At 71.7% G+C, this 12,574-nt stretch carries 14 protein-coding genes; 11 read left to right on the top strand and 3 right to left on the bottom strand.

The genetic code is table 11. The features are described 5' to 3' along the window. Positions 1 to 69 precede the first annotated feature (69 nt). The 4 genes from LXN57_RS41090 (at position 70) to LXN57_RS41075 (ending at position 3,195) form a co-directional block, all read left to right on the top strand. The gene (locus LXN57_RS41090) at positions 70 to 909 is read left to right on the top strand and encodes a hypothetical protein (RefSeq protein ID WP_251803719.1); all 840 of its coding nucleotides are present in this window, start codon (positions 70 to 72) and stop codon (positions 907 to 909) included. A gap of 100 nt (positions 910 to 1,009) precedes the next feature. Continuing rightward, on the top strand, positions 1,010 to 1,147 hold the full coding sequence (locus tag LXN57_RS41085) for an LPXTG cell wall anchor domain-containing protein (protein WP_251803718.1): 138 nt from the start codon (positions 1,010 to 1,012) through the stop codon (positions 1,145 to 1,147). A gap of 286 nt (positions 1,148 to 1,433) precedes the next feature. Continuing rightward, positions 1,434 to 2,192 (top strand): cutinase family protein, encoded by a 759-nt coding sequence (locus LXN57_RS41080; protein WP_251803717.1) that lies wholly within the window; start codon positions 1,434 to 1,436, stop codon positions 2,190 to 2,192. A gap of 250 nt (positions 2,193 to 2,442) precedes the next feature. Further along, entirely contained in the window at positions 2,443 to 3,195 is a 753-nt protein-coding gene (locus LXN57_RS41075; protein WP_251803716.1) for a hypothetical protein, read from the top strand. Positions 3,196 to 3,235: 40 nt separating this feature from the next. Here LXN57_RS41075 and LXN57_RS41070 read toward each other — a convergent pair whose 3' ends face one another. Together LXN57_RS41070 and LXN57_RS41065 are read right to left on the bottom strand one after the other, a co-directional pair. Then, complete coding sequence (locus LXN57_RS41070; RefSeq protein WP_438872972.1) at positions 3,236 to 4,723, bottom strand: M28 family peptidase; 1,488 nt, start codon at positions 4,721 to 4,723, stop codon at positions 3,236 to 3,238. Positions 4,724 to 4,795: 72 nt separating this feature from the next. Next, positions 4,796 to 5,473 (bottom strand): NUDIX domain-containing protein, encoded by a 678-nt coding sequence (locus LXN57_RS41065; RefSeq protein WP_251803715.1) that lies wholly within the window; start codon positions 5,471 to 5,473, stop codon positions 4,796 to 4,798. Positions 5,474 to 5,532: 59 nt separating this feature from the next. Between LXN57_RS41065 and LXN57_RS41060 the strand changes: the two genes are divergently transcribed. Together LXN57_RS41060 and LXN57_RS41055 are read left to right on the top strand one after the other, a co-directional pair. After that, positions 5,533 to 6,291, top strand: coding sequence for a DeoR/GlpR family DNA-binding transcription regulator (locus LXN57_RS41060; protein ID WP_251803714.1), 759 nt, complete (start codon positions 5,533 to 5,535; stop codon positions 6,289 to 6,291). Positions 6,292 to 6,354: 63 nt separating this feature from the next. Next, positions 6,355 to 6,795 carry an Imm63 family immunity protein gene (locus LXN57_RS41055; protein ID WP_251803713.1) on the top strand — a complete coding sequence of 147 codons (441 nt, stop codon included), beginning with the start codon at positions 6,355 to 6,357 and terminating at the stop codon, positions 6,793 to 6,795. A 186-nt stretch (positions 6,796 to 6,981) separates the two neighbouring features. On the opposite strand, the gene LXN57_RS41050 is transcribed toward LXN57_RS41055, so the two are convergent. Beyond that, complete coding sequence (locus LXN57_RS41050) at positions 6,982 to 7,935, bottom strand: helix-turn-helix transcriptional regulator (protein ID WP_285904730.1); 954 nt, start codon at positions 7,933 to 7,935, stop codon at positions 6,982 to 6,984. A 53-nt stretch (positions 7,936 to 7,988) separates the two neighbouring features. On the opposite strand from LXN57_RS41050, the gene LXN57_RS41045 reads away from it, so the two are divergent. From LXN57_RS41045 to LXN57_RS41025, 5 genes are all read left to right on the top strand, one after another. Further along, entirely contained in the window at positions 7,989 to 8,639 is a 651-nt protein-coding gene (locus LXN57_RS41045) for an alpha/beta fold hydrolase (RefSeq protein WP_251803712.1), read from the top strand. 125 nt (positions 8,640 to 8,764) lie between these two features. Next, positions 8,765 to 9,904: an alanine dehydrogenase gene (gene ald / locus LXN57_RS41040; RefSeq protein WP_251803711.1), complete on the top strand. Its 1,140-nt coding sequence runs from the start codon at positions 8,765 to 8,767 to the stop codon at positions 9,902 to 9,904. Positions 9,905 to 9,911: 7 nt separating this feature from the next. After that, positions 9,912 to 10,826, top strand: a complete 915-nt coding sequence (locus LXN57_RS41035; RefSeq protein ID WP_251803710.1) for a site-specific tyrosine recombinase XerD — start codon at positions 9,912 to 9,914, stop codon at positions 10,824 to 10,826. A 114-nt stretch (positions 10,827 to 10,940) separates the two neighbouring features. Further along, complete coding sequence (locus LXN57_RS41030) at positions 10,941 to 11,870, top strand: ParA family protein (protein ID WP_221380227.1); 930 nt, start codon at positions 10,941 to 10,943, stop codon at positions 11,868 to 11,870. A 4-nt stretch (positions 11,871 to 11,874) separates the two neighbouring features. Continuing rightward, positions 11,875 to 12,543 carry a zinc metalloprotease gene (locus tag LXN57_RS41025; protein WP_251803709.1) on the top strand — a complete coding sequence of 223 codons (669 nt, stop codon included), beginning with the start codon at positions 11,875 to 11,877 and terminating at the stop codon, positions 12,541 to 12,543. Positions 12,544 to 12,574: the final 31 nt, after the last annotated feature.

The raw sequence follows: 12,574 nt of genomic DNA, 5'->3' as shown, positions 1-12,574 counted from the left end.
GGAGTGGTCATGAGGCCCCGCACGTACCGACGACGGAACGACGGCAACCGGCGCAAGACGATCGGCGCGGTGGTCGTCGCGGGCGTGGTCGTCGCCATGGGTGTGACCGGGCTTCAGCTGGCCTCGGCGTCCACCGACCCCAAGGCCGTGAACCTGGTGACCGTGGACGGTCAGCAGTTCGACGTCTCGAAGTGTGAGGACGTGCAGGTCAACGCCGGCGCCATCGTCTGCGACGGCGAGCCGCTGGCCCCGGTCGAGGAGCAGGCGCCCGGCGACGCGGCAGCCGCTTCGGCGGCCGCGCTGGAGACGGCGTGCGACACGTTCGCGGCCGATGCGGCAGCGGCCGCGGGCGGCGGCGAGGAAGCGGGCGAGGAAGCCGCTCCGGGTTCGCCGGCAGCCAAGGCCGAGAACAAGGCTCAGGCCAAGAAGTGGGCCAAGACGCTGAAGGCCCGCGCGGCGGCCAAGGGCGAGAAGGCGGCCGGCGGGGCGGAGGCCGGTGCCGGTGAAGAAGCGGGCGAAGAGGCTGGTGCTGGTGAGGAAGCCGGAGCTGGCGAAGAAGCGGGTGCTGGTGAGGAAGCGGGTGCTGGCGAAGAGGCTGGCGCTGGCGAAGAAGCGGGTGCCGGCGAGGACGCGGGCGCTGCGGCCGACGCGGCCGCCAAGGCTGTGACCTCCGCCCAGCAGAGCCTGCTGCAGGCCTGCCTGGCGCTGGCCGACGCGAAGGCCGCGGCCGGCATCGGCGGCGACGCCGGTCAGGGCGAGGATGCGGGCGCTGGTGAGGAAGCCGGTCAGGGCGAGGACGCCGGTGCCGGTGAGGAAGCCGGGGCCGGCGAGGACGCAGGCGCCGGTGAGGAGGCGGGTGCCGAGGGCGGCGCCGCCGACGAAGGGGCAGCTCCGGCCGCGAAGAAGTAGCAGCGGCGCGTACGGCGGCGGTGTGGGGTCCATCCCGGCCCACACCGCCGCTCTTCTTTGCCCATCGGCCGTTCGGCCTCCCGGATCGCGGGGCAGAAAGTTGCGCTTCGTCCGGGCGGGGGCGGTACTGACGGGCGCCAACATCGCGGTCGTGGCGGGGGCCGGCGGGCTGCTGCTGACCGGCGGTCTGGCGGCCTTCGTGCTGGCGCGTCGTCGCCGTACGAGCTTCAGCGCCTGATTTCCACCATCGGTGAAGGGCTGGTCGCTTTCGGGCGGCCGGCCGTTCTCGCTCATTGCCGGACGACCATTTCCGGAGCATTTCTGAGACGGCCATCTCAACGCTGTGACCAGCGGATATGCCATTCGGTCAATGGGGTCGACATTCTCCGGCACACCCGCTCGATCCCGCCTGGCCGCTCTCGCCGTACTCGCCTGTAGCAACCGATCGATGGCGCGGTTGCGGGGATGAAGGAGGGCTAGGAATGGCGAAAAGGCGTGTGGGGGCCGGGAAAAGCAGGCGGTTCTTGACGATCGGCATCTGCGCCGCCGTGGTGGCGGCCGGCGCAGTGGTGACGCCGCAGGCTTTCGCGGGCACGGCCGGAAGCTCGGCCGCGAGCGCCGGGAGCGGCTCGTTCTTCGAGCGGCTCCGGGCCCGTTTCAACCAGGGCGGCAACGCGGGTAGTGGCAATGCCGGCGGCGGCATTGCGGGTGGTGGCCAGAACGGCGCGGGTTGCTCCGATGTGGAGCTCGTCTTCGCCCGCGGCACCGGCGAACCACAGGGTCTGGGCATTCTGGGGCGCCCGCTGGAGCAGGCGCTGGCCGACGAGCTGCCGAACCAGACCGTCGACTCGTTCGCCGTCGTGTACGCGGCCGCGAGCAACCAGCGAAGCGCCGGCCCGGGCGCTACCAACATGACCCAGCACATCCAGCAGGTGGCCCAGAGCTGCCCGGAGACGCAGTTCGTGATCGGCGGCTACTCGCAGGGCGCGACCGTCACCGACATCGCGATCGGCATCCGCGGCGCCGGCACCCAGGGCGAGGCCATCCCGGCCGGCCTGCGGGACCGGATCGCGGCCGTCGTCGTCTTCGGCAACCCGCTGGGCATCCGGCGGCAGACGATCGCCCGGGCCGCCCCCGAGTTCGCCGACCGCGCGGTCGAGTTCTGCGCCACCGGCGACCCGGTCTGCGGCGGCGGCAACAACTTCTCCGCGCACCTCGCGTACGCCCGCAACGGCGACGTGCGGGACGGCGCCGCGTTCGCCGCCGGCAAGATCGGCGGCTGAAGTCGGGCGGGCGTGCCGGTCACCCTCGGAAGTGGCCGTCCCGCCCGCCTCCCGTCCCGCCCGCCTCCCGTCCCGCGGGGCCGAAGTTTTGGCGCGAGACGAACCGTCTCGTCTCGGCTCGATGGCGCCGCCGCGGGAAACAGGAGGGCCGGAGCGTGCGCACCGTGTGCCCAGGCCGCCAACGATTCGGTCACCACGACGGCATGATCGCAGGATGTCACTGTGGACCGGCTGACCTACCGTGACCGCTGTGATGGTCGTCGCGACTGTGGCTTACTGCATCGGGGGCTGCCTGATCGGCGGCGCCGGCATCTTCGTCCTGCTCAACCTGGGTGACCATCGAGCGCTGCGCACACTGCGCCGGGTCGTTCCGTCCCCGGTGCCGGCGCGCACAAGCGGCCGCGTCGCGGTCGAGGGCCGCACCGAGTACGGGCCGTCGGGCCGCCAGGTCGGGCCGGTCACCGGCGAGGGCTGCGTGTGGTTCCACGTCCGGCTGATCCGCGAGCCGGCCCGGTGGCAGTCCACCGGCGAGACCGACCCGGTCTACGACGTGCTTCTCGAGTTCTCGTCGCCCGGCGGGTTCGCGCTCGCCGACCACAGTGGCCGGATCCCGGTCGACCCCGCGATCCTCGACCATCCGTACCCGATGGAACCGGGCGTTGCGGTGAAGACCACGCTCGAGCACGGGCCGAAGGCGCCGAGGACGCTACCGGCGGTGGTGCCGCGCGAGCTCGTCGACGACCTGCGCAAGAACGAGCGGCTCACCCTGACCGAGAGCCGGGTGCCGCGCGGAGTGCAGGTGTTCGCGCTGGGCCGCCTCGCCCGCGGGCAGTTGAAGCAGAGCCGGGCCGGGGTGACCGTCTTCACCACGAAGACGCGCAACGAGGTGATCGCCGCCCGCAAGGACGGCATCTCGCTCGGCAACCGGATGATCGCCAGCTTCGCCCTGCTGGGCCTGGCGCTGGCCGGCGGTGGCGTGGGCTACCTGGCGACCCTGGCCTGAACGCGGGTGACGGCCGGCGCCGTCACCCGCGTACGAGAAATCAGGCCTTGGTGATTTTGACGTTGTCGACGGCCGCTTCCACCAGTGAGGCGGTCGAGGCGTCGGCTGCCTCGACGCTCAGGCGGATGGTCTGGCCGGCGAACGACGACAGGTTGGCCGAGCCGGTGGCCCAGGACGCGGCCCGGTCGGACGCCGCTGCGGACTGGGTGAAGACCGTCGTCGTGGTGCTGCCCGAGACGACGCGGATGCGGACGTAGTCGGCGCTGCTCGCGTTGCTCAGGTGCGACAGGTACCAGCTGAAGCTCAGCGTCAGCGTGCCGGAGGGCAGGGTGATCGACGGGGACAGGATGGTGGTGGTACCGCCGTCCACGTCGTTGGCTCCGGCGCTGCTGCCCGCGGATGCGCCGGTCACCAGGTCGAAGGAGCCGCCGGCGGCGGTGCCCAGCTGCGAGGTGGTGGCGGCCGGGTCGGCCCGCTCGAAGCGGCCCGCGGTGGCGGTGTCGCTCGTGCCGGGGGTCCAGCCCGTGGCCGTCTCGAAGGTGTCCTCCCACACCGTCGTCCCGGTCGGCGGGGCGCCGCCGTCGGCGAGGTTCCAGACGGCGTACGCGATGGCGTCGGAGTTGCGGTCGAGCGCAGTGTCGTTGATGTTGGCGGTCGTGTCGCACGACGCGTGGTAGCAGGGGTCGAACGCGCCGGTCGTGCCGCCCCAGAGCTGCACCTGCGCGGCCGTCTTGCGGCCCTCGGCGCCGGTGAAGATGCCGCCGGCCGGGATGCCGTTGGCGATGAACGGGCCGTAGTCGCTGCGCCCGTCGAAGTCGGTGCCCCGGGTGGGCACGCCGATCGTGCCGAAGTACGCGGCCAGGGTCGCCTCGATCTGGGCCGAGCCGGCCGGGCCGGGGCCGGCGCCCGTACCGTCGGAGTTGTCGCCGTCGTAGAGGAAGTAGCCGGGGTTGGGCGAGCCGACCATGTCGAAGTTCAGGTACCCGGTGATCTCGCGCCGCTGGGTGGTGGTCAGCGAGTTCACGTACGCGGTGGAGCCGCGCAGGCCGAGTTCCTCGGCGCCCCACCAGGCGAAGCGCAGGTGGCGGTCGGGCTGGAAGCTGGTGCGGGCCACGGCCAGCGCGACCTCGAGGTTGGCGGCCGAGCCGGAGCCGTTGTCGTTGATGCCGGGGCCGGCCGTGACGCTGTCCAGGTGCCCGCCGATCATCAGGGTGTCGGCGGTGTCGCCGCCCGGCCAGTCGGCGATCAGGTTGTAGCCGGTGGCGCCGTTGTACGTGAACGACTGCTGGCGGGTGGTGTAGCCGGCCGCGTCGAGCAGGTTCTTGACGTACGTCACCGAGGCCAGATAGCCGGGACGGCCGTGTGCCCGGTTGCCGCCGTTGGCGGTGGCGATGCTCTGCAGCTGGGTGAGGTGCGCCTTGACGTTGCTGACCGGGATGTCGGGCGCGGCGACAGCCTGGGCTTGGGCCGGGGCGGTGGCCAGGCCCAGGATCAGCGCCGCGGCGCCGAGGACGAGGGGTGCTCGCACGAAGGTCCTCCGTGAGGCTCGGGGGTGTGCCCGCGAGCATGTCAGCGGAGCCGACTCATGCACTCATCCCAATCAATACATATCAACGTTCTGCCGAAACGGGCCGTGCAGAGCGGCCCACTGCAGCAGCATCACGGTCTTGGCGTCGGCGATGCGGCCGTCGGTCGTCTGCCGCAACGCCTCGTCGAAGTCGAGCTCGACGGTCTCGATGTCCTCGCCCTCTTCGGCCACGCCGCCACCGGGCCCGGTGCGGTCGGCCGCCGTGTAGGGGGCGGCGTAGAAGTGCAGACGCTCGGTGACCGAGCCCGGGCTCATCCAGATGCCGAACACGTGCTGCAGGTCGCCGACCGTCACGCCGAGTTCCTCCGCCGCCTCGCGCCGGATCGCGCGGGCCGGATCGTCGTCGTCGAGCAGCCCGGCCGCGGCCTCGACGAGCATGCCGTCGGGATGCCCGTTGACGTAGGCCGGGTAGCGGAACTGGCGGGTCAGCAGCACCATGCGCCGCTGCTGGTCGTAGAGCAGGATCGTCGCGCCGTCGCCGCGGTCGTACGTCTCGCGCTGTTCGGTGGTCCAGCTGCCGTCGCGGTGGCGGTAGTCGAACGTGGTGCGGCGCAGCACGTGCCACGCGGTGGCCAGCAACTCCACGTCCCGGATCTTCACGTCCGGGTTGCCGGTGAGGTCGCGGCCGGCCTGGTCGAGTCCGGTGCGTCCGCGGCTGTCGGGCAGGTCGAGCCCCTGGGTTCCGTTCATGGTCCGGTACGCTAGCCGGGAAACACGCAATAGTCGATAATAATGAGGAGGAACACGCAATGCTGCCGGCCGAGCGCCGCGACCTGCTGCTGGCCCGCCTGAGCGCGGACGGCAAGGTCGTGGCCAAGGACATCGCCACCGAACTGAGCCTGCCCGAGGACACGATCCGCCGCGATCTGCGCGAGCTGGCCGCGGCTGGTCGCTGCCAGCGGGTGTACGGCGGCGCCCTGCCCCCCGCCCCGGCCGAGGCGAACTATCAGGCCCGTACGGCGGTGGCCCCCGGCAGCAAGAATCGGGTCGCCGCTGCGGCCGCCGCCCTGATCCGCCCCGGCGCGACCGTGCTGCTCGACGGCGGCACCACGGCCCTGGCCGTCGTGGCCGCGCTGCCCGCCGACCTGTCGGCCACGATCGTCACGCACAGCGTCACCGTGGCCGCCGCGCTGGTCGAGCACCCCGCCGCCGAGGTCCTCGTACTGGGCGGCCGGCTGTTCAAGCACTCCGCGGTTACCTGCGGCGCCACCACCGCCGAGGCGGCCCACGGCATCGCGGCCGATCTGTTCCTGCTGGGCGTCACCGGTGTCCACCACCGGGCCGGGCTCACCACGGGCGACGCCGACGAGGCAGCGATGAAGCGGACCCTCGCCTCCCGCGCCGCCGAGACGTACGTGCTGGCCAGCGCCGAGAAGATCGGCGCCGCCTCGCCGTACACCGTGCTGCCCTCCGCGGAGGTGGCCGGAGTCATCACCGACGTACCCGGCGACGACCCCGAGCTGGTCCGGCTGAGCGCCGCTGGGGTGCCGCTGATCCGGGCCGCGTGACTCCTTCGAAACAATGGCCGCCGTATTACCGACCGGTACGGAAAGTTGTCTACCGTTGACGCTATGAAACAGTTTCGTCGCGACTCGGGCCCCGGCAACTCGGAGTGGGGCCTCGAGGTGCTGCGGGCCGAGGTGGCCCGCCTGGGCGCGTTGATCGACGCGCCGGCGGCCGACCTGGTCGCCTTCGAGCCGCGCGAGGCCGGCCGGCCCTACGTTCTCGTCGACGCCGACGGTGTCTACCACTGGCTGGTCGTCGAGCACGGCCAGGTGTTGCAGGACCGCACCACCACGTCGCGCGACGAGCTTCTCTACTGGTCGTTCGACGCCACGACGTACGCGATGGCCGGCGCCTGGGCGACCCGCCACCCGATCTCCGAGCAGGAGCTCCGGGTCACCCTGTGGCAGCGGCAGTTCGCCCTGCTGCGCGCCCTCGACCCCGACTGGGAGCAGCGCCGCCGCCGCGAACTGGCCGAACGCGTCGCCGACCTGCCGCCCCTGCCCTGACTACGGCCGGAGCCCGCGCCGGTGCGCGATCCGCCCTCTATCGAAGCAGCTGGAGGAATCATCGGCGCCCGCGAACTCGACGTGGCCCAGGGCTGGGACGCCCTGCGCGGCGCCGTCATCTGCGTTGAACAGCTGGCCGAGACTGCCCCCACGCCGGCTAAGACCGCTGACGTTCCCGGCTTGGGCTCAGGGCACAGCCTTGCCGAAGCGGGCCGCGACGGTGGCGACGGCGTCGCGCAGTTCGGGGCCTTCCTCGACGGTGAAGTCGATGGGGACGGTGGCCAGCCACTCCTGGGCGTACATCCGGGGGTTGGCGGTCGTGCCGGTCAGCACGCAACGCTCGCCGTCCGCCTCCAGGGTGCCCATGGGGGAGCGGATCCACGGCGCCACCTGCTCGAGCGGGGCGTGGAAGACGACCCGGGTGGTGTATTTCCAGCCGACGCCCAGGTTGCGGTCGAGCGCGGCCACCGGGTCGAGGTCGTCCGGCGGGAGGAACGACTGCGGCAGGCGCTGCACCGCGCGGATGCGATCTATCCGGTACGTACGGATGGCGTCCGCCCGGTGCGAGTGGCACAGCAGATACCAGCGGCCGAAGCGCACCACCACCGCCCACGGGTCGACCTCGGCGTCCCACTCGTCGCCGCCCTCGTTGCGGTAGGTGACCTGCACCCGGTGCCGGTCGGCCACGGCCGCGACCAGGGCGCTGGTCAGGGCGGGGTCGGCGCGCGCGGCACGGCGGTCGGGGGCAGCCGACGCGTACGCCCGTAGTGCCGCCGCCTGCCGACCGATGCTTTCGGGCAGGGCGCGGATGACCTTGCTGAGCGCGGCCCCGACCAGGTCGTCGGCGTCGATCGCGGCCGGCTGCCCGTCGAGCACGGCCATGACCAGCCCGAGCGCCTGCTCCTCGGTGAACACGACCGGTGGCAGCCGGGTGCCGCGGCCCAGCCGGTAGCCGCCGTACGGGCCGCGGACCGCCTCGACCGGGATGCCGGCCTCCCGCAGGATCTCGACGTAGCGGCGGGCGGCCCGCTCGGTGACGCCGAGTTGGCCGGCGAGCTGGGCTGCGGTCGTACCCGGGCGGGCCTGCAGGATTTCGAGCGTGCGCAGCGCCCGCGCGGTGGGACTCAAACCGGTCGGCACATCCGTGACCGTACCGGAAGTGGAACGTCCGGAATGGGTCCTAGGTTGGCCTCATGACTGCAGAACAGATTGTGCTCGTGGGTGGCCTGTGGCTCGACGCCTCGGCGTGGGACGGCGTCGTGTCCGAACTGGAGGGGGCGGCGCCGGTGTCGTTGCCCGTCCAGCCCGGCGCGACGCTCGACGACCAGGTCAACGCGGTGCTCGCCGTCGTCGACGCGGCGTCCGGGAAGTCGGTCGTGGTCGGGCACTCCGCCGCCTGCTCGCTGGCCTGGATCGTGGCCGACCGCCGCCCCGACCGGGTGGCCAAGGTGGTGCTGATCGGCGGCTTCCCGAACGCCGACGGCGAGGCGTACGCCGCCTTCTTCCCGATCGTCGACGGCGTCATGGCGTTCCCGGGCTGGGCGCCTTTCGAGGGGGCCGACTCGGCCGACCTCGACGACGCGGCCCGGCGGGCGTTCGAGGCGGCGGCGGTGCCGGTGCCCGCGGGGGTCGCTCAGGGGGTGGTCCGGCTGACCGATGAGCGGCGTTACGACGTACCCGTGACGTTGATCTGCCCGGAATTCACCCCGGCTCAGGCGCGTGAGTGGATCGCCGCGGGGGACCTGCCCGAGCTGGCCCGGGCCAAGCACCTCGAGCTGGTCGACATCGACTCCGGCCACTGGCCGATGCTGACCCGCCCGGCCGAGTTGGCCGCCCTCCTTTGAGAAAGCGTCGAAGCGGGTGAAGGGCGCATAACATCCAAAACGCGGAGTAGTCTTCGGCGGGGCGGCCGGGAACGGCGGCCGCCGGGGGACGTCACTCAGCGTTGAGAAAGGACGGTGTCGGCTCGATGAAGGTCGGCATTCCCAGCGAGATCAAGAACAACGAGTTCCGGGTGGCCATCACGCCCGCGGGGGTCTACGAGTTCCGGCGGGCCGGGCACCAGGTGCTCGTCCAGGCCGGGGCGGGCGCCGGGTCGTCCATCACCGACGGCGACTACATCGCGGCCGGCGCGACGATCCTGAGCACCGCCGACGAGGTGTGGGCCGAAGCCGAGCTCGTACTCAAGGTCAAGGAGCCGATCGCCGAGGAGTACCCGCGCATGCGGCCCGGTCAGGTGCTCTTCACCTATCTGCACCTGGCCGCGTCCAAGGAGTGCACCGACGCGCTCCTCGACCGCAAGGTCACCGGCATCGCGTACGAGACGGTCGAGCTGCCCGACCGGTCGCTGCCCCTGCTGGCGCCGATGAGCGAGGTCGCCGGCCGGCTGGCGCCACAGGTCGGGGCGTACCACCTGATGCGCTCCGGGGGCGGCCGCGGCGTCCTGATGGGTGGCGTGCCCGGCGTGTACGCGGCCAAGGTCGTGGTCATCGGGGCCGGCGTCTCCGGCATGAACGCCGCCGCCATAGCCCTGGGCATGCAGGCCGAGATCCTCGTGCTCGACCGCAACATCGCCCGGCTGCGCGCGGCCGACGCCGACTACCGGGGCCATCTGCAGACGGTCGCCTCCAACGCGTACGAGATCGAGAAGGCCGTCCTCGACGCCGACCTGGTCATCGGGGCCGTGCTGGTCCCCGGCGCGAAGGCGCCCAACCTGGTCTCCAACTCGCTCGTCTCGCGCATGAAGCCCGGCAGCGTGCTCGTCGACATCTCGATCGACCAGGGCGGCTGCTTCGAGGACTCGCGGCCGACGACCCACGCCGACCCGGTCTACAAAGTGCACGAATCGCTGTTCTACTGCGTGGCCAACATGCCGGGCGCGGTGCCCCACACGAGCACCTACGCACTGACCAACGTCACCCTGCCGTACGCTCTCGAACTGGCCAACCTCGGCTGGCGGGACGCCCTGCGGGCCGACCGCGCGCTCGCCCTGGGTCTCAACACCCACGACGGGCACGTCACCTACGGACCGGTCGCGGAGGCGCACGGCATGTCGGCAGTCGACCTCACCGAGGTGCTGAGCCTTCCCGCGGCGGAAAACCGAAAGTAACCAGTTTGTGCTGACCGTCCAGCGCGTCGTCACCGCCTACCTCGACCACCTGACCGTCGAGCGTGGGCTGTCGCGCAACACCCTCATGTCGTACCGGCGTGACCTCGAACGCTACGCCCGGGCGCTCGCCGAGGACGGGATCGACGATCTCGCCTCGGTGGGCGCCGGCCAGATCGCCGGCCACCTGGCCACTCTGCGCGCCGAGGGCCTGGCCGCCTCGTCGGCCGCCCGGGCGGTCAGCGCCGTCCGCGGCCTGCACCGCTTCGCCGCCCGCGAGGGCCTGGTCACCGCCGACGTCGCCGCCGAGGTCCGGCCGCCCGCGCTGGCCCAGCGCCTGCCCAAGGCGCTCGACGTCGACCAGGTCACCCGGCTGCTCGACGTGCCCACCGACACCCCGCTCGGCCTGCGCGACAAGGCCCTGCTCGAATTCCTGTACGGCACCGGGGCGCGCATCTCCGAGGCCGTCGGCGCCGCCATCGACGACCTCGACCTCGACGACGAACCGGCCGCCATCCTGCACGGCAAGGGCGGCCGCACCCGGCTGGTCCCGGTCGGCGGGTACGCCAAGGCCGCGTTGGGCGCTTATCTCGTACGGGGGAGACCGACGCTGGCCGCCAACGGCCGGGGCACCCCGGCCGTCTTCCTCAACGCCCGGGGTGGACAGTTGTCCCGGCAGAGCGCGTGGACGATCCTGCACCGCGCCGCGGCCGCCGCCGGCCTGCCGGTCGAGGGCCCGCACGCCGTGAGCCCGCACACTTTGCGGCACTCCTACGCCACCCACCTGCTCGACGGCGGCGCCGACGTCCGCGTCGTGCAGGAACTGCTGGGGCACGCCTCGGTGACCACCACGCAGATCTACACCCTGGTCACGGTGGACAGGCTGCGCGAGATCTACGCGACCGCACACCCGCGCGCTCGTTAGAGCATTGCGCACCCATAGACGGCGACACGCCGACAGCCTGGCCCGGATCGACGGCACGCGTGGCGTACAGTCGGGCATCGGCTCCGGGACATGAGTCGGAGAGGGGGCGAGGGCATGGCAGGTAACGATCGGGCAGAGGCCTGGACCTCGGCGCTCCGCGAGCAGCAGGGATCCATGGATCTCGGCGCTGACCTGGGTCCCGCCGACCCCACGGCCTACACGATGCGCCGTCCGATCCCCGAACCCATGCCGACCGACCGGCACGGCCCCGCGCGGATCATCGCCCTCGCCAACCAGAAGGGCGGCGTCGGCAAGACCACGACGACGATCAACCTGGGCGCGGCCCTGGCCGAGTACGGCCGCAAGGTGCTGCTGGTCGACTTCGACCCCCAGGGCGCCTGCTCCGTCGGCCTCGGCGTCAACCCGCACAACCTCGACCTCAGCATCTACAACCTGCTCATGCAGGACGACGTGACCGCTGAGGACGTCATCATCAAGACCGATGTCGCCGGCCTGCACCTGCTGCCGGCCAACATCGACCTCTCGGCGGCCGAGATCCAGCTGGTCAACGAGGTCGCGCGCGAGATGGCGCTGGCCCGCGTGCTGCGCTCGGTCCGCAAGGAATACGACTTCATCCTGATCGACTGCCAGCCCTCGCTGGGCCTGCTCGCGATCAACGCGCTGACCATCGCGCACGGCGTGCTCATCCCGCTCGAGTGCGAGTTCTTCTCGCTCCGCGGCGTCGCGCTGCTGCTCGACACGATCGACAAGGTGCGCGAACGCCTCAACTTCGACCTCGAACTCGAAGGCATCCTCGCCACCATGTACGACTCCCGCACCACCCACTGCCGCCAGGTGCTGCAGCGCGTGGTCGAGGCGTTCGGCGACAAGGTCTACCAGACCGTCATCACCAAGACGGTCAAGTTCCCCGAGTCCACCGTGGCCGGTTCGCCGATCACGTCGCTCGACCCGGCCTCGTCCGGCGCCCGCAACTACCGGCAGCTCGCCCGCGAGGTCATCGCCGCCAAGGCCGAGCGCGGCTGAACCTGTGTTGTACGCCCTCGGCGAGCCGGTGGCCTTTGTCGCCCTGGTTCTCTCCTTCCTGCTCGCGCTGGCGCTGCGCGCCGTCGCCATCCGGCTGGCCGCCCGCAGCCTAGGCCTGGCCGAACGCCGCGACTCGATCACGCCCCGCCTGCGCGAGGACGTCGACCCGTTCGGCGCCGTCGCGGCCGCGATCGGCGGCATGGGCTGGGGCAAGATGCTCTCGGTCGACGAGGTGCCCCGCTACCGCGGCAAGGCCCGCGCCATCATGGTGTTCGCGGCCGGGCCGGTGCTGTGCATTCTGGTCTCCCAGCTGATCCTGCTCGGCTACGCCCTGGCGTACCCGGAAAATGTGCTGTCGTTAATCGGACCGGCCGACGTGCTGCTCGGCATCGGCCTGCCGATCGTCCACCAGGTCGTGTTGTCCCTGGCCGTGGGCCTGCTGTGCTTCGGTCTGCTGGCGCTGATCCCGATCCCGCCGCTCGACGGCTTCGGCATCCTCTACAACGCCGTGAGCCGGCCCGGCCGCGGCATGCAGTGGATGCGGCTGTGGTTCGAGGACAAGAACATCGGCGTATTGGTGCTGCTCATCCTGTGCCTGTTCCCCTTCGGAGCGCCCTTCCTGCTGCAGCTGCTCAACGCGCTCGGCCTGGTCTTCGTCCGCGTCTGGGGGTAGTCCCGGAATCGTGCCTCCGGGGGAAACCTGG

It is taken from the genome of Paractinoplanes hotanensis (assembly GCF_023717965.1).
Taxonomy (GTDB): Bacteria; Actinomycetota; Actinomycetes; order Mycobacteriales; family Micromonosporaceae; genus Actinoplanes; species Actinoplanes polyasparticus.
This window is presented reverse-complemented; position numbering and strand designations above follow the sequence as displayed.